Origin of the sequence: Pseudomonas sp. L5B5 (assembly GCF_020520285.1) — a bacterium.
In the GTDB taxonomy this organism is placed as follows: domain Bacteria; phylum Pseudomonadota; class Gammaproteobacteria; order Pseudomonadales; family Pseudomonadaceae; genus Aquipseudomonas.
In genome coordinates this window covers 3,094,018-3,114,053 of the sequence record NZ_CP084742.1, presented here as the reverse complement: position 1 = coordinate 3,114,053, position 20,036 = coordinate 3,094,018, and the positions used below count along the sequence as shown (strand labels likewise).

General features: G+C 64.7%; 22 protein-coding genes. 12 read left to right on the top strand and 10 right to left on the bottom strand.

What is annotated here, in order from left to right; all coding sequences use genetic code 11:
* Nucleotides 1-35 precede the first annotated feature (35 nt).
* Entirely contained in the window at nt 36-998 is a 963-nt protein-coding gene (gene trxB / locus LGQ10_RS14310) for a thioredoxin-disulfide reductase (protein WP_226525931.1), read from the top strand.
* 66 nt (nt 999-1,064) lie between these two features.
* On the opposite strand, the gene LGQ10_RS14305 is transcribed toward trxB, so the two are convergent.
* From LGQ10_RS14305 to LGQ10_RS14280, 6 genes are all read right to left on the bottom strand, one after another.
* Complete coding sequence (locus LGQ10_RS14305) at nt 1,065-1,403, bottom strand: HopJ type III effector protein (protein ID WP_058437048.1); 339 nt, start codon at nt 1,401-1,403, stop codon at nt 1,065-1,067.
* Nucleotides 1,396-1,692 (bottom strand): DUF1244 domain-containing protein, encoded by a 297-nt coding sequence (locus tag LGQ10_RS14300; protein WP_226525930.1) that lies wholly within the window; start codon nt 1,690-1,692, stop codon nt 1,396-1,398. The genes LGQ10_RS14305 and LGQ10_RS14300 overlap by 8 nt, the downstream gene beginning before the upstream one ends.
* 80 nt (nt 1,693-1,772) lie before the next feature.
* A complete protein-coding gene (gene folX / locus LGQ10_RS14295; protein ID WP_058437041.1) occupies nt 1,773-2,144 on the bottom strand; it encodes a dihydroneopterin triphosphate 2'-epimerase in 372 nt (123 codons plus the stop codon).
* Entirely contained in the window at nt 2,145-2,705 is a 561-nt protein-coding gene (gene folE, locus LGQ10_RS14290; protein WP_058437040.1) for a GTP cyclohydrolase I FolE, read from the bottom strand.
* Nucleotides 2,706-2,727: 22 nt separating this feature from the next.
* Entirely contained in the window at nt 2,728-3,438 is a 711-nt protein-coding gene (gene folM / locus LGQ10_RS14285; protein ID WP_226525929.1) for a dihydromonapterin reductase, read from the bottom strand.
* 115 nt (nt 3,439-3,553) lie between these two features.
* The gene (locus LGQ10_RS14280) at nt 3,554-4,123 is read right to left on the bottom strand and encodes a hypothetical protein (protein ID WP_058437038.1); all 570 of its coding nucleotides are present in this window, start codon (nt 4,121-4,123) and stop codon (nt 3,554-3,556) included.
* A gap of 210 nt (nt 4,124-4,333) precedes the next feature.
* On the opposite strand from LGQ10_RS14280, the gene LGQ10_RS14275 reads away from it, so the two are divergent.
* On the top strand, nt 4,334-5,293 hold the full coding sequence (locus LGQ10_RS14275; protein ID WP_226525928.1) for a MerR family transcriptional regulator: 960 nt from the start codon (nt 4,334-4,336) through the stop codon (nt 5,291-5,293).
* A gap of 16 nt (nt 5,294-5,309) precedes the next feature.
* Here LGQ10_RS14275 and LGQ10_RS14270 read toward each other — a convergent pair whose 3' ends face one another.
* Nucleotides 5,310-5,915 carry a hypothetical protein gene (locus LGQ10_RS14270; RefSeq protein ID WP_226525927.1) on the bottom strand — a complete coding sequence of 202 codons (606 nt, stop codon included), beginning with the start codon at nt 5,913-5,915 and terminating at the stop codon, nt 5,310-5,312.
* Nucleotides 5,916-5,968: 53 nt separating this feature from the next.
* Nucleotides 5,969-6,442, bottom strand: a complete 474-nt coding sequence (locus LGQ10_RS14265) for a PAS domain-containing protein (RefSeq protein ID WP_058436911.1) — start codon at nt 6,440-6,442, stop codon at nt 5,969-5,971.
* A gap of 154 nt (nt 6,443-6,596) precedes the next feature.
* On the opposite strand from LGQ10_RS14265, the gene LGQ10_RS14260 reads away from it, so the two are divergent.
* On the top strand, nt 6,597-7,052 hold the full coding sequence (locus LGQ10_RS14260) for a flavodoxin (protein ID WP_058436912.1): 456 nt from the start codon (nt 6,597-6,599) through the stop codon (nt 7,050-7,052).
* On the opposite strand, the gene LGQ10_RS14255 is transcribed toward LGQ10_RS14260, so the two are convergent.
* Complete coding sequence (locus LGQ10_RS14255) at nt 7,033-7,929, bottom strand: LysR family transcriptional regulator (protein WP_058436913.1); 897 nt, start codon at nt 7,927-7,929, stop codon at nt 7,033-7,035. The genes LGQ10_RS14260 and LGQ10_RS14255 overlap by 20 nt on opposite strands.
* A 98-nt stretch (nt 7,930-8,027) precedes the next feature.
* Here LGQ10_RS14255 and LGQ10_RS14250 point away from each other — a divergent pair, with 98 nt between their 5' ends.
* The 9 genes from LGQ10_RS14250 (at nt 8,028) to LGQ10_RS14210 (ending at nt 19,122) form a co-directional block, all read left to right on the top strand.
* On the top strand, nt 8,028-8,414 hold the full coding sequence (locus tag LGQ10_RS14250) for a CidA/LrgA family protein (protein ID WP_058436914.1): 387 nt from the start codon (nt 8,028-8,030) through the stop codon (nt 8,412-8,414).
* Nucleotides 8,404-9,090, top strand: coding sequence for an LrgB family protein (locus LGQ10_RS14245; RefSeq protein WP_226525926.1), 687 nt, complete (start codon nt 8,404-8,406; stop codon nt 9,088-9,090). Before LGQ10_RS14250 ends, LGQ10_RS14245 begins: the two co-directional genes overlap by 11 nt.
* A gap of 144 nt (nt 9,091-9,234) precedes the next feature.
* Nucleotides 9,235-10,017: a class II aldolase/adducin family protein gene (locus LGQ10_RS14240; RefSeq protein WP_058437511.1), complete on the top strand. Its 783-nt coding sequence runs from the start codon at nt 9,235-9,237 to the stop codon at nt 10,015-10,017.
* Nucleotides 10,017-10,919: an alpha/beta fold hydrolase gene (locus tag LGQ10_RS14235; protein ID WP_226525925.1), complete on the top strand. Its 903-nt coding sequence runs from the start codon at nt 10,017-10,019 to the stop codon at nt 10,917-10,919. Before LGQ10_RS14240 ends, LGQ10_RS14235 begins: the two co-directional genes overlap by 1 nt.
* Before the next feature lie 147 nt (nt 10,920-11,066).
* Nucleotides 11,067-11,978 (top strand): SDR family oxidoreductase, encoded by a 912-nt coding sequence (locus LGQ10_RS14230; RefSeq protein WP_058437509.1) that lies wholly within the window; start codon nt 11,067-11,069, stop codon nt 11,976-11,978.
* 183 nt (nt 11,979-12,161) lie between these two features.
* Nucleotides 12,162-12,521 (top strand): hypothetical protein, encoded by a 360-nt coding sequence (locus LGQ10_RS14225; protein ID WP_226525924.1) that lies wholly within the window; start codon nt 12,162-12,164, stop codon nt 12,519-12,521.
* A gap of 496 nt (nt 12,522-13,017) precedes the next feature.
* Nucleotides 13,018-14,808, top strand: a complete 1,791-nt coding sequence (locus tag LGQ10_RS14220; RefSeq protein WP_226525923.1) for a DUF1302 domain-containing protein — start codon at nt 13,018-13,020, stop codon at nt 14,806-14,808.
* 24 nt (nt 14,809-14,832) lie between these two features.
* Nucleotides 14,833-16,200 (top strand): DUF1329 domain-containing protein, encoded by a 1,368-nt coding sequence (locus LGQ10_RS14215; protein ID WP_226525922.1) that lies wholly within the window; start codon nt 14,833-14,835, stop codon nt 16,198-16,200.
* A gap of 372 nt (nt 16,201-16,572) precedes the next feature.
* On the top strand, nt 16,573-19,122 hold the full coding sequence (locus tag LGQ10_RS14210) for a helix-turn-helix transcriptional regulator (RefSeq protein ID WP_226525921.1): 2,550 nt from the start codon (nt 16,573-16,575) through the stop codon (nt 19,120-19,122).
* Between the two features lie 7 nt (nt 19,123-19,129).
* Here the strand turns inward: LGQ10_RS14210 and LGQ10_RS14205 are convergent, their stop codons facing one another.
* On the bottom strand, nt 19,130-19,927 hold the full coding sequence (locus tag LGQ10_RS14205; protein WP_226526141.1) for an IclR family transcriptional regulator: 798 nt from the start codon (nt 19,925-19,927) through the stop codon (nt 19,130-19,132).
* Nucleotides 19,928-20,036 lie beyond the last annotated feature (109 nt).

Here is a 20,036-nt window from a genome sequence, read left to right as displayed (position 1 = left end):
GCCAGGGCACCCGGGCCGGTCGATAGGAGTGAGTCATGTCTGATGTACGTCATTCGCGTGTGATTATTCTAGGTTCCGGCCCTGCCGGTTACAGCGCTGCGGTCTACGCTGCCCGCGCCAACCTGAAACCGCTGCTGATCACTGGCATGCAGGCCGGCGGCCAGCTGACCACCACCACCGAAGTCGACAACTGGCCAGGCGACGTGCACGGCCTGACCGGCCCGGTACTGATGGAGCGGATGCGCGAGCACGCCGAGCGTTTCGAGACCGAGATCGTCTTCGATCACATCAACGCCGTGGACTTCGCCGCCAAGCCCTACACCCTGACAGGTGACAGCGGCACCTACACCTGCGACGCCCTGATCATCGCCACCGGCGCCAGCGCTCGCTACCTGGGCCTGCCGTCGGAAGAAGCCTTCATGGGCAAGGGTGTCTCGGCCTGCGCCACCTGCGACGGCTTCTTCTACCGCAACAAGCCAGTGGCCGTGGTCGGTGGCGGCAACACCGCTGTCGAGGAAGCCCTGTACCTGGCCAACATCGCCAGCAAGGTTACCCTGATCCACCGCCGCGACACGTTCCGCGCCGAGAAGATCCTGATCGACAAGCTCCACGCCCGTGTGGCCGAAGGCAAGATCGAGCTCAAGCTGAACGCGACCCTAGATGAAGTGCTGGGCGACAACATGGGCGTGACCGGTGCTCGCCTGAAGAACAACGATGGCAGCTTCGACGAGCTGAAAGTCGACGGCGTGTTCATCGCCATCGGCCACACTCCGAACACCTCGCTGTTCGAAGGCCAGCTGGCGCTCAAGGACGGTTACCTGATCGTGCAGGGCGGTCGTGAAGGCAATGCCACCGCCACCAGCGTCGAGGGCATCTTCGCCGCCGGCGACGTGGCCGACCACGTCTACCGCCAGGCCATCACCTCGGCCGGCGCCGGTTGCATGGCGGCCCTGGACACCGAGCGTTACCTGGACGGTCTGCAGAACGCTTCGTTCTGATCGTTCTGAAATGAAAAAACCGGCGCAAGCCGGTTTTTTTATGGGCGATGATCTTGCCGCTGGGGATCAGCGGCGGGTCAGCGGCTGGGCGGCAAACTTGACGCCGGCCAGGCCGTGGGTGATCAGGGCGCGGATGTTGCCGTGATCGCTGCCCTCGGGGGTGGCCAGTACCGAACGGTAGTGTTCGCCGAAGGCCAGCAAGGCCTCCTGGTCGCTCAGGCCTTCGAGCAGGGCCAGGCCCAGGGTCTTGCACGAACCTTCGTTCTGCCCGGCGGCATTGTCCACGCCGCCGTTGTTGAAGGCCTGTGGCTGGTAGTCGTAACCGGTGGCGACAAAGGCCAGGGTGTCGGCAAACGCGTGTTCACCGCTGTTCAGGCTGGCGCGCAGGGTGTTGAGGTCAATCATTGGGTTTTCCTTTGGCGAACGCCGCTTGCTGCTCGGCGCTGGCTTCTTTCTGATAGAGATTTTTCCATTCGGCGTAGGGCATGCCGTACACCACTTCACGGGCGTCATCGAGGCTGACCTCGATCTGGCGTTCATCGGCCTCGGCCTTGTACCACTTGGACAGGCAATTGCGGCAGAACCCGGCAAGGTTCATCAGGTCGATGTTCTGCACGTCCTTGCGGTTGTCCAGATGGGCCACCAGGCGGCGAAAGGCCGCCGCTTCCAGTTCCAGGCGTTGTTGAGGGGACATAAGACTCACTGCACATAGAGGGATGGGAACAGCTGCCAGCGGCAGGTCAAAGCCGAAGCGCTTTTACTTGCCGCCGGCTGCTAGCGACTTGCCGCCAACGTGATCGACACCGACTCGGCAAAGCGCAGGGCATGGGGCTTGTCGACTTCGACCTCGGCGTACTGCACCGAGGCGTTATTCATCACCAGGTCCAGCAGTTCCTGGGTCAGGCGCTCCAGCAGGGCGAAGCGATTGCCTTCGACGTGGGCGATGATCGCCTTGGTGATGGTGCGGTAGTTCAGCGCGTGATCGATGTCGTTGTCGCGCACGGCATCCTGCGCGGGGTACAGGATGGTCAGGTTGATCAGCACATCCTGCTTGTTGAGGATTTCTTCCTCGTTGATTCCGATGTAGGTCCGCAGGAGCAGGTCCTTGACTCGGATGCGAGCCATTCCTGGCTGAAGTTGTGGCATTTACTTGCTCCGTCCAATCAATTGCAGGAATTCCTGGCGCGTGGTGCTCGAGTCGCGGAAGGCGCCGAGCATGACCGAGGTATGCATGGTGGAATTCTGTTTCTCGACACCGCGCATCATCATGCACATGTGCTTGGCTTCGACCACCACGGCAACGCCGGCGGCCTGGGTCACGCTCTGTACCGCGTCGGCAATCTGCCGGGTGAGATTTTCCTGGATCTGCAGGCGCCTGGCGAACATGTCGACGATTCGCGCGATCTTCGACAGCCCCAGTACCTTGCCGGTGGGAATATAAGCCACATGGGCCTTGCCGATGAAGGGCAACAGGTGATGTTCGCACAGGGAATACAGCTCGATGTCGGCGACGATCACCATCTCGTCGTTGTCGGAGGCGAACAGCGCGCCATTGACGATTTCCTCCAGCGACTGCTCGTAGCCATGACACAGGTACTGCATGGCCTTGGCGGCACGCTTGGGGGTGTCGAGCAGCCCTTCGCGTTCGGGGTCCTCGCCGAGACCCTTGAGGATCTCGCGGTAGTGCTGGGGCAGGGAAAGGCTCATGCAAGGTCCTCGCGGGGCCGGTCTACTTGACGTGCCGCCCGCCGTTGACGGTCAAGGTGGTGCCGGTGACATAAGGGTTGTCCAGCAGGTAACGCAGGCTCTGGTAGATCACTTGCGCGCCGGGCTCGATGCCCAGCGCGGACTTGGCCAGGGTCTTTGCGCGGTACGCCGCGTCGTCGTCGGGGTTGAACAATAGCAGGGCCGGTGCGATGCCGTTGACCTTGATTGCCGGGGCGTACTTGGCGGCGAAGGACAGGGTCAGGCTGTCCAGGCCGGCCTTGCTGGCGCAGTAGGCGATGTGCTTGCTGCTGCCCTTGCGGGTCACGTCGTCGCTGATGTGGATGATGTCCGCCGGGCTTGAGCGTTGCAGCAGCTGGGCGCAGTGCAGGTTGATCAGGTAGGGCGCCAGCATGTGCACGCCGAACATCCGGGCGAAGGCTTCGGTTTCCTGGCCCGGGCTTTCCTCGAGCCACTCCGAGGCGTTGTGGACGATTGCCCGCAGGCAGTCGGTATGGGCCCTGACCTGGGTGATCAGGGCCATGATCCCGGCCTCGCTCGAGAGATCGGCGAACAGCAGGGTCGCGCCCTTGTCGCGCAGAGTGTCGAGCCCCGGGCGCTGGCTGCGGTAGGTGACGATCAGCGGATGTCCATCTTCGAGCAGGCGCAAGGCGCAATGCAGGCCGACACGCTGGCTGGCGCCGGTGATCAGGATCGGTGCAGGGGAGGCGTTCATGGAAGGCTCGCATCGCGGGTAGAGCAGAACTATACCAGCGGGGGCGCCCGGGCGTGGGATGGATCGGCGGCAAGCCGGCCCGCACGCCAGGCGCGGTGGCCGGCCTGCGCGGCCCTCAGGGGTTCTGGGGCGAGGGGGCCGCGGGCAGCCGGCGAGACGGGGCAGCGTTGAGCCAGTTGGCCAGCAGCCGGGTGGACAGTGGAATGAAGAAATAGACCATCAGCGGCGTCAGGGCCAGGGTACTGACGAACACCCGGGCCAGCATGCCCAGGTCGTTGAGCAGTGGGCCGAGGACGAAGTTGAACAACAGCGAGACCGGGAAGAATGCCAGCCAGATGGCCACCGCCTGCTTCCAGCGCGGCGGGCGCTGCCCGGCAGTGCCGAACCAGCCATCGATGCCGCTGACCCGATGTTCCAGTGGATGGGCGAACAGGTCGCTGCCCCGGGCCAGCCAGGCGGTACGCGAGGCAGAGTGTTCCCAGGTGTGCAGGGTGTGCTCGTCGACGAAGCGGAAGATGATCTGGAATTCATCGTCGCCAGGCGGAGGGGCCAGGACACCGGAGCCCAGGTAGCCGGGAAAGTCGGTGGCCAGTTGTTCGCCTTCGCGCAGCCAGGCGATCAGGTCCTGGTAGCGGCCATCGGCAACGCGCCGGGCAACCATCAGGGTGACGGGTGAGGTAGACATCATGTATCTCCGTAAAACCAATGCACTGCCTGGGTAAGGCAGTCGCTGACGGGGCACCGGGGTGTCGGGCCGCACCTGGGACAAGCAAGGATTATTCCTGATTGGCACGGATGTACCAATGACAGCGGTCGGATATTCCCGCACTTGAAGCATCGGCACCGGGGGAGAGTAGAATGACCTCCACTTTTTCAACCGGTGTTTTCTCTCCAGATGCCCGCCACCACTGCACTTGATGCCGCCGCCCAGGCGCCTGGCACCCTCCGCCAGGACGAGTTGTTCCCGATCCGCGAGGTCGCACGCCTGACCGGCATCAATCCGGTGACCCTGCGGGCCTGGGAACGACGCTACGGTCTGATCCAGCCAACACGCACCGAAAGTGGGCATCGCCTGTATTCCATGCACGATGTTGAGGCAGTGCGCGAGATACTCGGCTGGATCGAGCGCGGCGTGGCCGTGAGCAAGGTCGGTCGGATCATGGCCAAGAACCGGGCGGTCCAGGCCCAGCTCAAGGCCCCGGTGGACGATGGCCTGCAAGGCGAGTACGGCCAGTGGCGCGATCAGCTGAAGCTGGCGGTGAGCGCTTTCGATGAGCCGCAGTTGGAACGCCTGTACGGCCAGGTGTTTTCCAGCTACGCCTTGCCGGTGGTGTTCCAGGACATCTTCCTGCCGTTCTGGAAGCAGTTGCTGCAGGAGCGCGATGCCTTTGGCCATACCAGCGAGTGGCTGTTCCTCGATGCTTTCCTGCGAGCCCGGATCACCCAGCGGTTGTTGTTGCAGCGCACCACCCAGGACCGGCAGCTATTGCTGACGGCGTTCAACCAGCAATGCCGGGAACTGGAGTTGCTGGTGGCGGCGCTGCTGCTGGGACATGACCAGCTGGGCGTGCGTGTGCTGGGGCCGGGAGTGCCGCTGGAAGAGTTGACCCTGGTCTGCGAAAAACTCAGGCCCCAGGCCCTGGTGGTGTTCTCCAACCATGCACCGACGGCGGAATTGCCCAAGCGTCTCAAGCGCCTGGCCGTGACCCTGGATTGTCCACTGATGCTGGCCGGAGATGCGGCGGACCTGGTCCAGGACGGTCTGGCGGATTCGTCGGTGGCCTGCCTGGGAAGCGAGGGCCGCCTGATGCAGCAACGCCTGCGGCAATTTCTCAGCGGGCGCCTGGATACCTGACGTTGGCTCGCACGCCTCAGGCGTGCACGGCAGGGTGGCTGTGGCGGTGCTGCTGGAGGATGAACTGGCGCAAGCGTTCGGTTTCCTCGGCATCGTCCTGGTCCAGGCGATAGGCATAGAAGCCGGCTTCGGTCTCGCGTTCGAACTGCCCGCGCAAGGCGATCCGTTCGTATCCCGATGGACTGAACCACTGGGCGAACTGCCGGGGTGGCCGAGTCTTGTTGCGAATTTCCAACAGTACCCCCTTGAATGACACCTCCCGCACCCACAGGCGGCCGGGGTGGCCCTTGGCGTTCTCCAGTGCCACCGGCTCCTGCAGCGCCAGGCGCCAGGGGCGGACCATGGGGCCATCCTCGAAGATGCTCGGTACGCCCAGGCGCAGGTGCAAGGCGTGGAATTCGTCCTCGACCAGGTGCAGGGGAAAGGTCATCTGCTGGTTGTCGAACTGCGCCTGGATAGTGACCTTCTCGTTGGCCGCCAGCCGCGTCAGCAAGTCACGCAGCTGCGAGCCGCCGTTGACCAGCAGGCTGGAGGTGGTATCGCGCACATTGAGGTGCGGGTTGTGCTGCAGGGTCCGGATGAAGTCCAGCTCATCCTGGGTGAGAAGGGCATCGCGCTGCATGATGTTGCTCGGAAGGTGAAAGACAGATCGGCGGGGAATACCCCTACAGACCACTAAACCTGCGACTTATTCGGGCCGTTGGTCGCCTTGAGGGCGTCCAGTTCGGCCTGGGCTGCGGCCAGTTGCTGCTCGAGCTGCAACAGGCGTTGCTGGGCCTTGACCTGCACGGTGACATCCTTTTGCACACCGATGAAATAGTTCAGCTGATCGCTGTCGTTGAACACCGGAGTGATCGACAACTCGTTCCAGAAGTGACTGCCGTCCTTGCGGTAGTTGCGCAGCACCTCGCGGCACGGCCGGCCCTCTTTCAGGGCCTGGCGGATCACCTGCAACCCCGGCTGGTCGCGATCGCCGGACTGCAGGAAGCGGCAGTCCTGGTACAGCACTTCGTCGGCGCTGTAGCCGGTCAGCCGTTCGAAGGCCGCGTTCACGTAGATCACGATGTTGTCCTCGCCTTCCTGTTCGGCGACCACAATTCCGTCGTTGGAGGCGTTGATCATCCGTTGCAGCAAGTGGGCGTTGATCATCCCGGGGTTCCGTCATCGATCGGCAAGGGCTGGATTCTAAGGCATGCTGGCACGCTGTCCACAGGTGCTTTTCAGTCCCGGGACGACCACTGGCGGGATTTTACCGCGCAGCTGTTAATATCCCAGCCTTTTAGTCAGCTTCAGGATCAGATTGATGAAAGTCGCCATCCTTTCCGGCACGGTGTACGGCACGGCTGAAGAAGTCGCCCGGCATGCAGCCAAGCTCCTCGACGCCGCAGGTTTCGAGGCCTGGCACAACCCCCGCGCGACCCTGGCGGATGTCCAGGCATTCGCTCCGCAGGCGTTCCTGGCAGTGACTTCGACCACGGGCATGGGCGAGTTGCCAGACAGCCTGCAGCCGCTCTATTCGAGCATTCGCGATCACTTGCCGGCCGCCTGGCGCGGTTTGCCCGGGGCGGTGATCGGCCTGGGGGACTCCAGCTACGGCGATACCTTCTGTGGCGGCGGTGAGCAGATGCGCGAGCTGTTTGCCGAAATGGGCGTGCGTGAGGTGTTGCCGATGCTACGCCTGGATGCCAGCGAAAGCGTAACCCCGGAAACCGACGCCGAGCCCTGGCTGGCAGAGCTGGTCAGCGCCCTGCGGGGCTGACCGGCTGTTCCCGGAGCAGCGCCAGCCAGGCCTGCGCGGCCCTGGACAGATACGCGCCCTCGCGCCAGATGAACGCAATGTCCCAGCGCAGGTACTGCGGTGCCGTCAGGGTCAGGCGCACCACGCCCGGGCGCACCAGGGCCCTGGCCACCACGCTCGGCAGCAGCACCACGCCCTGGCCGGCGGCCACCAGTGCCGCGAGAAAGTCCGCCTGGCCGCTACGCCCGCCTTCCCTGGGCGTGAAGCCCACCTGCTGGCAGGCCTGGAGCAGGCGATCGTTGAGCACGAAACTGCGCTGGTACAGGAGAAAGGGCGTATCGGCCAATTCTTCCAGGCGCACCCTGGCATTCATCGCCAGCGGGTGATCGGCGGGTAACAGGGCATCCAGCGGTTCATCGCAGAACGGCTGATAGGCGAAGGCGGGGTCCTTGGGGGTCAGGCTGCCGCCCAGTTCCAGCTCGCCACTGCGCACCGCCTGCTCGACATTCAGGCTGCCGCCCTCGAGCAAATGCACCTGGATATTCGGATAGCGCCGCCGGTACTCGGCGAAGCGGCTGGCGAACAGCGCATCGCTGCCGAGCATCGGCAGGCCCAGGCGCAGTTCGCCCCGGGCCAACTGGCTCAGGTCATCCAGTTCGCTGAGCAGTTCGTTGCGCAGGCGTAGCATGCCCTCGGCCCGTTGCAGTACCACGTTGCCGGCGGCGGTGAGGTGGATGTGCGAGCCCTGGCGCTCCAGCAGGGGCGTGCCCAGGCTCTGTTCCAGTTGGGCGATCTGCTTGCTCACCGCCGACTGGCTGATGTGCAGGGTCTTGGCGGCCTGGGTGAAGCCGCCCTGGTGGATCACCTCGACGAAGCTGCGCAGTTGCTTGAAATCCATGGTTTGAATTCCAGATTGGAATGGCTTCCAGTCTAACAATTCGCTTTGGTGATGGTGGCGCTTTTCATAAAATAGGTCCCCGAGAGGACCGAACCATCATGAACATGCCCACCTTCAAACGCCTCGGCCGCCTGCTTTGCGAGCTGGCGGTGCTGCTGGCCATCTACTTTCTCGGCTGCCAACTGGCGACCTGGCTGCCCTGGCCGATTCCCGGTGGGGTCATCGGCCTGGCGCTGCTGTTGCTGGCCTTCGCCCTGGGCTGGGTCAAGCCGGCTGCCCTGCAACTGGGGGCTGGCCTGCTGATGGCCGAGATGCTGCTGTTCTTCATCCCGGCGCTGATGAGCCTGCTGGACTACGGTGGCCTGCTGCGCCAGGACGGCTGGCGCATTCTGCTGGTGATCGGCGTCAGCACCCTGCTGGTGATGCTGGTCACGGCGCTGACCGTCGAGCTGGTGTGCCGCTGGAGGATGCGCCATGACGCTTGAGGCAATGCCGATGTTCTGGCTGTCGCTGACCCTGGGCGCCTACCTGTTCAGCCGCTGGATCTACCGGCGCACCGGGCGCTACCTGTTGTCGCCGCTGATCCTGGTGCCGGCGCTGTTGCTGGCGGTCGCGGTGCCGTTGCACACGGCTTATGCCGAATATGCCGCCAATACCCACTGGCTGATGCTGGTGCTGGGGCCGGTGACCGTGGCCTTCGCCATTCCCATCTGGCAGCAGCGACAACTGCTGGTTCGCCACTGGTCGGCGCTGTTGCTGGGCATGCTGGCCGGCAGTGCGGCTTCCATCGGCAGTTCCTTCGGCCTGGCCCGGCTCCTGGCCCTGGACAGTTCGGTGACCTTGTCGCTGGTGCCGCGTTCGATCACTACACCGTTCGCCATGCCCCTGGCCCATGACCTGGGCGGCGTGCCTGAACTGACCGCGGTGTTCGTGATGTTCACCGGGGTGTTCGGCGCCATGCTCGGCGGCGTGCTGCTGCGTTGGCTGCCGCTGCGCAGTGCCCTGGCCCGGGGCGCGCTGTTCGGGGTTGGCGCCCACGGCGCCGGGGTCAGCCGGGCCCACGAGGTGGGAGGCGAAGAAGGCTCGGTGGCGGGCCTGGTGATGGTGCTCACCGGCTTGTTGAACCTGTTTGCCGCCCCGTTGCTGGCGTCGGTGCTTTGAGATGAAACCCAGGTGCCGGAGCCCGGTTGCCAGCTGACCCGCTCGGTCATCAAGCTGGCTGCCAAGGCGACTCCGTGGCGCATGCGGGGTGTCTAGACTCTGAGGGTCCTCTTTCCAATAAGAACCCACATCGAGGTCCCCGCCATGAGCCTAGCCCCCGTTCCATCCACTACCAGTGTCAAGGACCAGGTCAGCCCCCTGGAGTGGCAAACCCGCCTGGACCTGGCCGCCTGCTATCGCCTGGTGGCGATGCATGGCTGGGACGACCTGATCTTCACCCACATCTCGGCCAAGGTGCCGGGGACCGACGAGTTCCTGATCAACCCGTTCGGCATGATGTTTCACGAGATCACCGCGTCGAGCCTGGTGAAGGTCGACCCGGCCGGCAACAAGCTGATGGACAGTCCCTACGAGATCAATCCGGCGGGCTACACCATCCACAGTGCCGTCCACGCGGTACGCCATGATGTGCTGTGCGTGCTGCACACCCATACCGCGGCTGGCGTGGCCGTGTCGGCTCAGAAGCAGGGCGTGCTGCCCCTCAGCCAGCAGTCGCTGTTCGTTCTCGCCAGCCTCGGCTATCACCCTTATGAGGGCGTGGCCCTCAACCCCGAGGAAAAGGTCCGGTTGCAGGCCGACCTGGGCGACAACAACTTCCTGATGCTGCACAACCACGGCTTGCTGACCTGTGGTGCGAGCATCGCCGACACCTTCCTGATGATGTTCATCTTCCAGCGGGCCTGCGAGATCCAGGTGCTGGCGCAGAACGGCGGCGCCGAACTGCTCGCCATTCCCGCGCCGATCCTGAACGGGGCCAAGGCGATGATCGCCGGGGTCACCCGCAGCGCCCAGGGCATGGGTGGCGTGCTGGCCTGGCCGGCCCTGTTGCGCAAGCTCGAGCAACTGGACCCGGGTTACAAATCCTGATGCCTATCGCCGAGATCCCCCTGAGTGTCTGGCGCACGCACGGACAGGACTTCGTGTTCCGTGGCCAGGTCATTCGCTACTGGGTGGCGGGTCAGGGAGAGCCGCTGTTGCTGATTCATGGTTTCCCCACCGCCAGCTGGGACTGGCACTACCTGTGGCAACCCCTGGCGCGGCGCTACCAGGTGATCGCGTGCGACATGCTCGGTTTCGGCGATTCGGCCAAGCCCCTGGAGCATGATTACAGCCTGCTGGAACAGGCGGACCTGCAGCAGGCCCTGCTGGCGCATCTGGGGATCGAGGCCCCGGTACACCTGCTGGCCCACGACTATGGCGACAGCGTCGCCCAGGAGTTGCTGGCCCGTCATGCTGAGCAGCGCGTGGAGATCGCCAGCTGCGTGTTTCTCAATGGCGGCCTGTTTCCGGAAACCCATCGCCCGGTCCTGATCCAGAAGTTGCTGCTCAGCCCGTTGGGCTGGATGCTCGGGCGAATGTTCAGCCGCCAGGGGCTGGCCAAGAGTTTCCGGCCGATATTCGGTCCCCAGAGCAGGCCCAGCGAATCGGTCCTGGATGATTTCTGGAGCCTGGTACAGCGCAACCACGGGCCGCGCATCCTGCACAAGCTGATCAGCTATATCCCGGAACGGCGGGTCCGGCGCGAGCGCTGGGTGGCGGCCATGCAGCGCGGCGAGGTGCCGCTGCGGGTGATCGATGGTGCCCATGACCCGATCTCCGGGGCGCACATGGTCGAGCGCTACCGCCAGCTGATCCCACGACCCGATACCGTGCTGCTACCGGGTATTGGTCATTACCCGCAGATCGAGGCGCCCCTGGCGGTGCTCAAGCACTACCTGGCCTTTCGTCACGATCTGCTGGCGCCGGCCAGGCGCGCCGTGGGTTCCTGAGCCCCGGGCCGTCGCCCCGGCTGCTATCCCGGGGCGACTATCCCGCTGCCTTATCGCGCACCATTCAGCTGTGGGCGGGTTCATTGTGAGCACGGCCTGGCTGCCCGACACTCGAACCCTTGTCCATTGGCCCTGCTGGAGTTCGGTATGAGTGAGTCTGTGCGCTTGGAAGACAAAGTGGTGATCATCACTGGCGCCGGCGGTGGCCTGGGGCGGGCCCATGCGTTGCTGTTCGCTCGTCATGGCGCCAGGGTGCTGGTCAATGACCTGGGCGGCTCGGCCCAGGGTGAAGGTGCCAGTGCCTCGGCGGCCGACCGGGTGGTGGCGCAGATCCGCGAGGCGGGTGGGATTGCCGAGGCCAACCACGACTCGGTGACCGACGGCGACAAGATCGTGCAGAACGCCCTGGATGTCTTCGGCCGGGTCGACGTGGTGGTCAACAACGCGGGGATCCTGCGAGACAAGACCTTCCACAAGATGGACGACACTGACTGGAACCTGGTGTACCAGGTGCATGTCGAGGGGGCCTACAAGGTCACCCGCGCCGCCTGGCCGCACCTGCGGGAACAGGGGTATGGGCGAGTGATCTTCACCGCGTCCACCTCGGGCATCTACGGCAATTTCGGCCAGTCCAACTACGGCATGGCCAAGCTGGGCCTGTACGGCCTGACCCGGACCCTGGCGCTGGAAGGGCGCAAGAGCAACATCCTGGTCAATGCCATTGCCCCGACCGGTGGCACGCGCATGACCGAGGGCCTGATTCCGCCCCAGGTGTTCGAGCAACTCAAGCCTGAACTGGTCAGCCCGCTGGTGGTGTACCTGGGCAGCGAGCAGTGCCAGGAAACCTCCGGCCTGTTCGAAGTGGGCGGCGGCTGGATCGGCAAGGTGCGCTGGGAGCGCAGCCTGGGTGCCGGCTTCGACCCGCGCCAGGGCTTTTCTCCGGATGACGTGGCGGCTCACTGGCAACAGATCTGCGACTTCGAGGGCGCGGCGCACCCCGGGGACAATATCGAGGCATTGAAGGAGATGATGCAGAATCTGCAAAAGTACGCCCTCTGAAACCTGCCTCGACCGGCGGCCCTTCGTCGCTGCCCGGGTGATTGCGACCGGTTCCCGGTGCCGGTTGCACCGCACTGTCCACGCTTGATTCATCCCCCGCCAGGCCTTCGGGCCTGGCGGTTTTACTCCCGCCGTGTTCGTCACTATGCTCGACGGTCCGCGAACGAACAGGGAGTGCCCTCGATGTATGAGTCCAAGGACCAGCCGGTATTGTCGCGGCTGCTGTTTATCCGTCGTTTATGTGTGCATGGGCTGGTGGTGCTGGCGCTGATCATCTTTTCGGTGCTGCTGGGCATCAGTGGCCTGCTGTATTTCGAGCAGGACATTTCCTTCCACGATGCCCTGTATGACGCGGCGATGATCCTCGGTGGCATCGGCCCCATCAACATGCCGCAAACCTCCGGCGGCAAACTGTTTTTTGCCACCTATGGGCTGTATACCAACCTGGTTTTTGCCGCCACCCTGGGCTTGATCCTGTCCCCGGTGGCGCACCGTCTGCTGCACAAGTTTCATTACGACGAGAGCGATGACGACGCGGCGTAGTGGCAACGCCCCACTTGAATACCAGGGATAAAAAAGGCCGCTGCAAGAGCAGCGGCCGAAGTAAGACGTTAGATCAAGGAGCTACAAAATCAACGTCAGTGAACCTGGAGTAGCGGCTTGAATCGCACAACTTCAAATCGCTGGAAATCATTCCCGGCAAAGGTGCATGCCCGGTACGTTCGGTGTCAGTGGCGACGGGGTGTCTGCCGTGACTGCGAGTGAAGAATAAGCCCTGGCCTGGCCCGGAAAAATAGCGATTCAGGACAAGGACTGTTACAGCTTGAGCAACAGTCGCTGCGCTGGCCCGCTCCCGCCATCACCCTGCATCGACGTCTCTGATGAGCCTGTATCCAGCCGCTGGATAGTGCCCTGAACCGCCCCCAGGGCAAGGGCAGTAATCCCTTTGAGTGACAGCCCGAATACCTCCTTGGTGCGCTTATCGATCCCGCCATCGCGGCAGTAGGGTGGGCTTCCTGTCACTCACCGGGGAAGACGCATGACAAGAACAACAATGCGCGCCATCTTCACACCGCAGGCCCTGGCCGTCGCGGTAGCACTGGGTTGCAGCGCCCAGGCGCAGGCGGTGTCATTCAACATCGGGGAAATCGAAGGCCAGTTCGACTCGTCGCTGTCCGTGGGCGCCAGTTGGGGCATGCGCGATGCCGATCGGGAGTTCGTCGGCACGGTCAACGGCGGTACTGCGCAATCGTCCACCGGTGACGATGGCCGGCTGAATTTCAAGAAGGGCCAGACCTTCTCGAAGATCTTCAAGGGCCTGCATGACCTGGAGCTCAAGTACCGCGACAGCGGGGTCTTCGTGCGTGGCAAATACTGGTACGACTTCGAGCTCAAGGACGAAGACCGCGAGTTCAAGCCCATCAGCGACCACAACCGCAAGGAAGGCGCCAAGTCCTCGGGCGCGCAGATCCTCGATGCCTTCGTCTATCACAACTACTCCATCGCCAACCTGCCGGGCACTGTGCGCGCCGGCAAGCAGGTGGTCAGCTGGGGCGAGAGCACCTTCATCGGCAACTCCATCAACAGCATCAACCCGGTGGACGTCTCGGCCTTTCGCCGGCCCGGCGCCGAGATCAAGGAAGGCCTGGTGCCGGTGAACATGCTGTTCGCCTCCCAGGGCTTGACCAACCAGCTGACGGTCGAGGGCTTCTACCAGCTGGAGTGGGACCAGACCGTGGTGGACAACTGCGGCACCTTTTTCGGCAACGACGTGGTAGCGGACGGCTGCACCACCGGCTACACCGTCGGCAGCCCGGCGATCGCGCCGTTGCAACCGGTGGCGGCGGCCTTTGGCCAGGGTTTCCAGGTGACCCGCGAGGGGGTGATCCTGCCACGCGGCGGTGATCGCGACGCCCGGGACTCCGGACAGTGGGGCGCAGCCCTGCGCTGGCTGGGCGATGACACCGAGTACGGCCTGTACTTCATGAACTACCACTCCCGCAGCCCGGTGGTGAGTACCACCACGGCCAATGTCAGCGCGGCGACCCTGGGCGCCATTGCCGGTGCCGCCAACGGCATCGCCCCCGGCTCCGGCAGCGGCCTGGTGCAAAGCGTGATGCTCGGTCGTGGTCAGTACTACCTCGAATACCCCGAGGACATCCGCCTGTACGGCGCCAGCTTCTCCACCACCCTGCCCACCGGCACTGCCTGGACCGGCGAGATCAGCTACCGGCCCAACGCGCCGGTGCAGGTCAACACCAACGACCTGACCCTGGCCCTGCTCAACCCCATCGCCGGGGGCACGGCGTCGCCGATCAGGACCGCCCCGGGGGCCGACAACACCGGTTACCGGCGCAAGGAAATCACCCAGATCCAGAGCACCATGACCCAGTTCTTCGACCAGGTGCTGGGGGCCGACCGCCTGACCCTGGTGGGCGAGGCGGCGATCGTCCACGTCGGTGGCCTGGAAGACAAGAGCAAGCTGCGCTATGGCCGGGACTCGGTGTACGGCCAGTACGGCTACGGTGGCGACACCGGCGGCTTCGTCACGGCCACCTCCTGGGGTTATCGCGCCCGGGCCATCCTCGACTACAGCAACGTGATCGCCGGGATCAACTTCAAGCCCAACCTGTCCTGGTCCCACGATGTCAATGGCTACGGCCCCAACGGCCTGTTCAACCAGGGCGCCAAGGCCCTGAGCGTCGGGGTCGATGCCGACTACCGCAACACCTACACCGCCAGCCTCAGCTACACCGACTTCTTTGGCGGGCGCTACAACACCCTGACCGACCGGGACTTCCTCGCGTTGAGCTTTGGCGTGAACTTCTGAACCGGCACAAGAAGGAGTACCTGAATGCGCAAGATGATCCTGCAATGCAGCGCCCTGGCGCTGGGGCTGTGGGCGGCCAGCCTGATGGCCGCGGTAAGCCCGGAAGAAGCCGCCAAGCTGGGCACCAGCCTGACCCCGGTGGGCGCGGAAAAAGCCGGTAATGCCGACGGCTCGATCCCGGCCTGGACCGGAGGCATTGCCAAGAATGCCGGGGCGGTGGACAGCAAGGGCTTTCTCGCCGACCCGTTCGCCAATGAAAAACCGCTGTTCATCATCACCGCAGCGACGGTGGACAAATACAAGGACAAGCTCTCGGACGGCCAGGTGGCGATGTTCAAGCGCTACCCGGACAGCTACCGGATCCCGGTCTATCCCACCCACCGCAGCGTCGGCCTGCCGCCCGAGATCTACGAGTCGGCCAAGCGCAGCGCGCTGAGCGTGACCACCACCAACGACGGCAACGGCCTGGCCAATTTCACCGGCAACCGCTACTACGCCTTCCCGATTCCGAAGAACGGTATCGAAGTGCTGTGGAACCACCTGACCCGCTATCACGGCGGCAACCAGAAGCGCATCGTCACCCAGGTCACCCCGCAGACCAACGGCAGCTATACCTCGATCCGTTTCGAGGAAGAAGTGGCGGCGCCGCAACTGATCCCTGACCTGGACCCGGCCAAGGCCGCCAACGTGCAAAATTTCTTCAAGCAGTCGGTGACGGCGCCGGCGCGCCTGGCGGGCAACGTGCTGCTGGTCCACGAGACCCTGGACCAGGTCAAGGAGCCGCGTTCGGCGTGGATCTACAACGCCGGCCAGCGCCGTGTGCGCCGTGCCCCGCAGGTGGCCTACGACGGCCCGGGTACCGCTGCCGACGGCCTGCGCACCTCGGACAACTTCGACATGTTCTCCGGTGCTCCCGACCGCTACGACTGGAAGCTGGTGGGCAAGAAGGAGATGTACATCCCTTACAACAGCTACAAGCTGGACTCCCCGAGCCTCAAGTACGACGACATCGTCAAGGCCGGGCACATCAACCAGGACCTGACCCGCTATGAGCTGCACCGGGTCTGGGAGGTGGTGGGCACGGTCAAGCCGAACCAGCGGCATATCTACGCCACCCGGCACATGTACATCGACGAAGACAGCTGGCAAGTGGCCCTGGTGGACCACTATGACGGTCGCGGCCAGCTGTGGCGGGTTGCCGAAGGCCATGCGCAGTACTACTACGACCATCAGGTGCCGGCCTACACCCTGGAGGCCCTGTATGACCTGAACGCCGGCCGCTACCTGGCCCTGGGGATGAAGAACGAGGAGAAGTACAGCCTGCAGTTCGGTTTCGCCGCCAAGGCGGCCGACTACACCCCGGCCGCCTTGCGCGCCAGCGGGGTGCGCTAGGCGCCCCTCGGGTTGCAGTGGAGCAATGTTCAAGCCGCACGCTCTTCAGGGGCGTGCGGCTTCTTTATGAAGGTCAGTTGTGGCGAGGGAGCTGGCTCCCGCTGGGAGGCGCAGCCGCCCCAGGCCGAGAGCACGCGGTTCACCCGCAAGGCCGCGGCGGCAGGCATGGCGGCTACTGCGTAGCCGAGCGGGAGCAAACTCCCTCGCTCCAGTCGCGGCAATACTGGGTGCTTCTTGACTGGCAGTTATCCGACTGCCCGGTCGGTTTTTTTATGGGAGCTGATCAGCCTGCTGAATACTTCTTCAACTGCTCGCAAGGTCGGGGCTAGGGTGAGGGCAAGCTGGCTACAACTATAAAAAAGGCACGCCGCAATGACCGCCATGACTCCTTGTCCAGAGCGTTCCGGGCTCATGCCCCGTCTGTCCGCCCATCATGTTTCCCGCCACCGCCTGAGCGCCCCGTTGCTGACCTGCGAGGCCAGGATCCGGCTGCTGTGTGCTCCGGCCGGCAGTGGCAAGAGCGCGCTGTTGGTCGAGTGCCTGTTGCAGGCACCTGCCACGTGCCGGGTGATCTGGCTGCCGCTGGGCGGTACAGCCCAGGGCCCCCGGCAATTGTGCCAAGTCCTGGCCAGGGCCCTGGGCCTGGCGGACGATGATGAAGAGGCGGTGCTGCACTGCCTGCTGCTCGTGGAGACGCCCCTGTGGGTGTTCATCGACGACTACTGCCGGGTTGCCGCTGTCGGCCTGGACTCGCTGCTCGACCGCCTGTTGGGCCTGGACAACCCACAGTTGAGCTGGTGGCTGGGCTGTCGCCGGCGGCCCCAGTGCAACTGGCCCCGGCTGTTGCTGGACGACCAGCTGTTCGAGCTGGATGGCCCGGCCCTGGCCTTCGCTCAGGGTGACATCGAACAACTGTTGCGGCAGTTGCCGCAGCCGCTGTGCAGCCAGGCCGCCGGGCGCATCCTGCAACGCAGCGGCGGCTGGTGTGCCGGAGTGCGCATCGCTCTGCTCGAGGGCAGCGAACTGGCCAGCCAGCCCTGCAAGCCGGGGCGTCCCAACACCCTGCTCGAGTACCTGGAGCACGAACTGTTCAGCGTGCTGCCCGCGGAGCTGGCGCAAACCTGGCAGGTATTGGCGCACTTGCCACGGTTCAATCCCTCCTTGTGCGAACACCTGTTTGGCGCCGGGGAGGGCGCCGCGTACTTGCGCACCTTGCAGGACCTGGGCTGTTTCATCGAACCCTGTGAAGGCCGTACCGGCTGGCTGCAGGTATTCGCGCCCCTGGCCCGGTTGATGCGTGACGAAGCCTGGCCCGGCGGACGTTCCTGGCATCGCCGGGCCTGCCAGTGGTTCATCGCCGAGGAGGACTGGCAATCAGCCTTCGAACACGCGTTGCTGGCCGAGGAGTTCGAGGTCGCAGTCAGCCTGCTGGAGCATCTGAGTTTCGAATTCCTGTTCCTGCAGCACAACGCACTGCTGCTATTGCAGCTGCATGAGCGCCAGGGAGACGAGCTGCTGCTGGGCAGCCCGCAGTCAGTGGGCCTGCTGGCGGGCGCGATGCTGTTCGCCGGGCGTTTCGAGCACGCTGCGCAGTGCATGACGCAGATGGCCCGGTTCGCCCCCCAGCCTGCGGCTGCCGAGCAGACCCAGTTGCTGGCCCGCTGGCAGGCCCAGCAAGGTTGGTTGCTGCACCTGGGCGGGCGGATGGAGGCGGCGCGCGGGCACTTCCTCGAAGCCTTGGCCGCACTGGCGGACAGTGCCTGGACGACGCGCTTGCTGTGTCTCTCGGGCCTGACCCAGCAGGCATTGCTGTGCGGTGAGCTGGACGTGGCCCAGGCGCTGAATCGCGAGGCCCTGTGCCTGGCCCGGGCCCATGATGCGCTGCTGTTCGAGGCCCTGCTGGAGCTGGACCACGCGCAACTGCTGGAACAGCGTGGGGCGCCCCATCGAGCCGAGGGCTTGTTGGCGCAGGTGGCCGAGCGCCTGTCTGCTCAAGCCCTGAGGGCCACTCCGTTGCTGGGCCGCATTGCCTTGCGTCGTGGTCGCCTGGCCCTGCGCCAGGGCCAGGAGCGGGAGGCCGCCTCCTACTTGCGCAGTGGGCTCGAGGACTGCCTGGGCAGCCATGACAAGCGGGCCTTGTACGGATTCATCGGCCTGGCGCAGCTGGCGGCCAACCACCGCGACTATGCCCAGGCCTTCGTGCACCTGCGCGACGCCGAACGGCTGATGCAGCAACGGCAGATTCCCGACACCGTCTACCGGGGTGTGCTGCTGCAGGTCAGCAGTCAGTTCTGGTTGCAGCAAGGACGCCCGGAGCTGGCCCGTGAGGCGCTGAGCCGGGTCGCCCGGCACATTCGCGGGCCCGGGGCCTTGCAAGCACCGCCGGCGTCCCTGGAGATGATCCCGGGCATCGAGTGCCTGCTGGTGCTGGCCGAGGTCCGCCTGGGGTGCGCCCGGGAACCGGTGCCCAGGTTGCAACGGCTGCTCGATTGCGCCCGGCGACAGGGCATGCAGGGGCTTGAAACCGATCTGTGGCTGGCCTTGGCCGAGGTGGCCCATGTGCAGGGCGATGCACTACTGGCAGGGGAGGCATTGCAGGCCGGGCAGGCCCTGGCGGCGCGTTGCAACCTGCCCCAGGCCGTGCGCGAACTGGGTTTGCGCCAGCCGGCGCTGGTGCCGTATCAACAGGTGCCCAGTGGTCCGTTGCAGGCGCAAGACGATCACGACAGCCTGTTGAGCCTGCGTGAATTACAGGTCCTGCAACTGATTGCCCAGGGCTGCTCGAACCAGCAGATTGCCGAGCGCCTGTTCATTTCCCTGCATACGGTCAAGACCCATGGTCGACGCATCCACAGCAAGCTGGGCGTGGAGCGGCGCACCCAGGCGGTGGCCAGGGCCCAGACCCTGGGACTGATGAGCTGAGCGGCGGTTACTCCAGGGGCTGATGCCCCATGCGCCAGCTCACCGCTCGACAGGCCGCCAGCAGGCTGTGTGCCGCCGGGCCGTTCTCGTCGGCATGGAACAGCGACGTCGGGCCGACCACGGTCAGCACCGCGGCGACCTTGCCGGTGGCGTCGAACACCGGCGCCGACAGGGCATCGACCCCGGGCATCAGCAACCCATGGATGTGGTGCAGGCCGCGCTGGCGGATTTGCTCGGCCAGGGCTTCGTGGGCCTGTGGATCGGCCAGGTCCTGGAGGCTGGCCTCGGCCAGCTCCTGCTGGCGCAGCTCGAGGGTTTCCCGTTGTGGCAGGTAGGCGTTGAACACCAGTCCGGTGGACGAGGTGAGCAGCGGCAGCACCGAACCCAGTTGGGTGACCACGGTCACCGCGCGCACCGCAGGCTCGATGTGCACCACGGTGGCGCCCTGGTTGCCCCACACCGCGAGGAAGCAGGTTTCGTTCAATTCGTCGCGCAGGTCTGCCAGGGGCAGGGCGGCGACTTTCAGCACATCCAGGCTGCCCAGCGCAGCCAGGCCCACCCGCAAGGCTTCGCGGCCCAGGCCGTAGTGATTGGTGGCACTGTTCTGTTCGGCGAAACCGCTGGCGATCAGGGCCTGCAGGTAGCGGTGGACCTTGCTCGCGGGCATCTGCACATGCTCTGCCAGGCGCGAGAGGGACGTGGACGGCGAGAGTTCGGCCAGGGCCTTGAGGATGTCGGTGCCGACTTCGGCCGAGCGGACTTTCTGCTTACCGTTGCTGTCGCTGGTGCTGCGCGGCTTTTCCATGGAGGTGTAGGGGTCCCGTGACAAGTGGCGGTCTTTATAGCTTGACGCTCCTGGGCAATCAAATTACGTTATGCGTAATTGGATTACGATAAAAATAACCCAGGCGTGC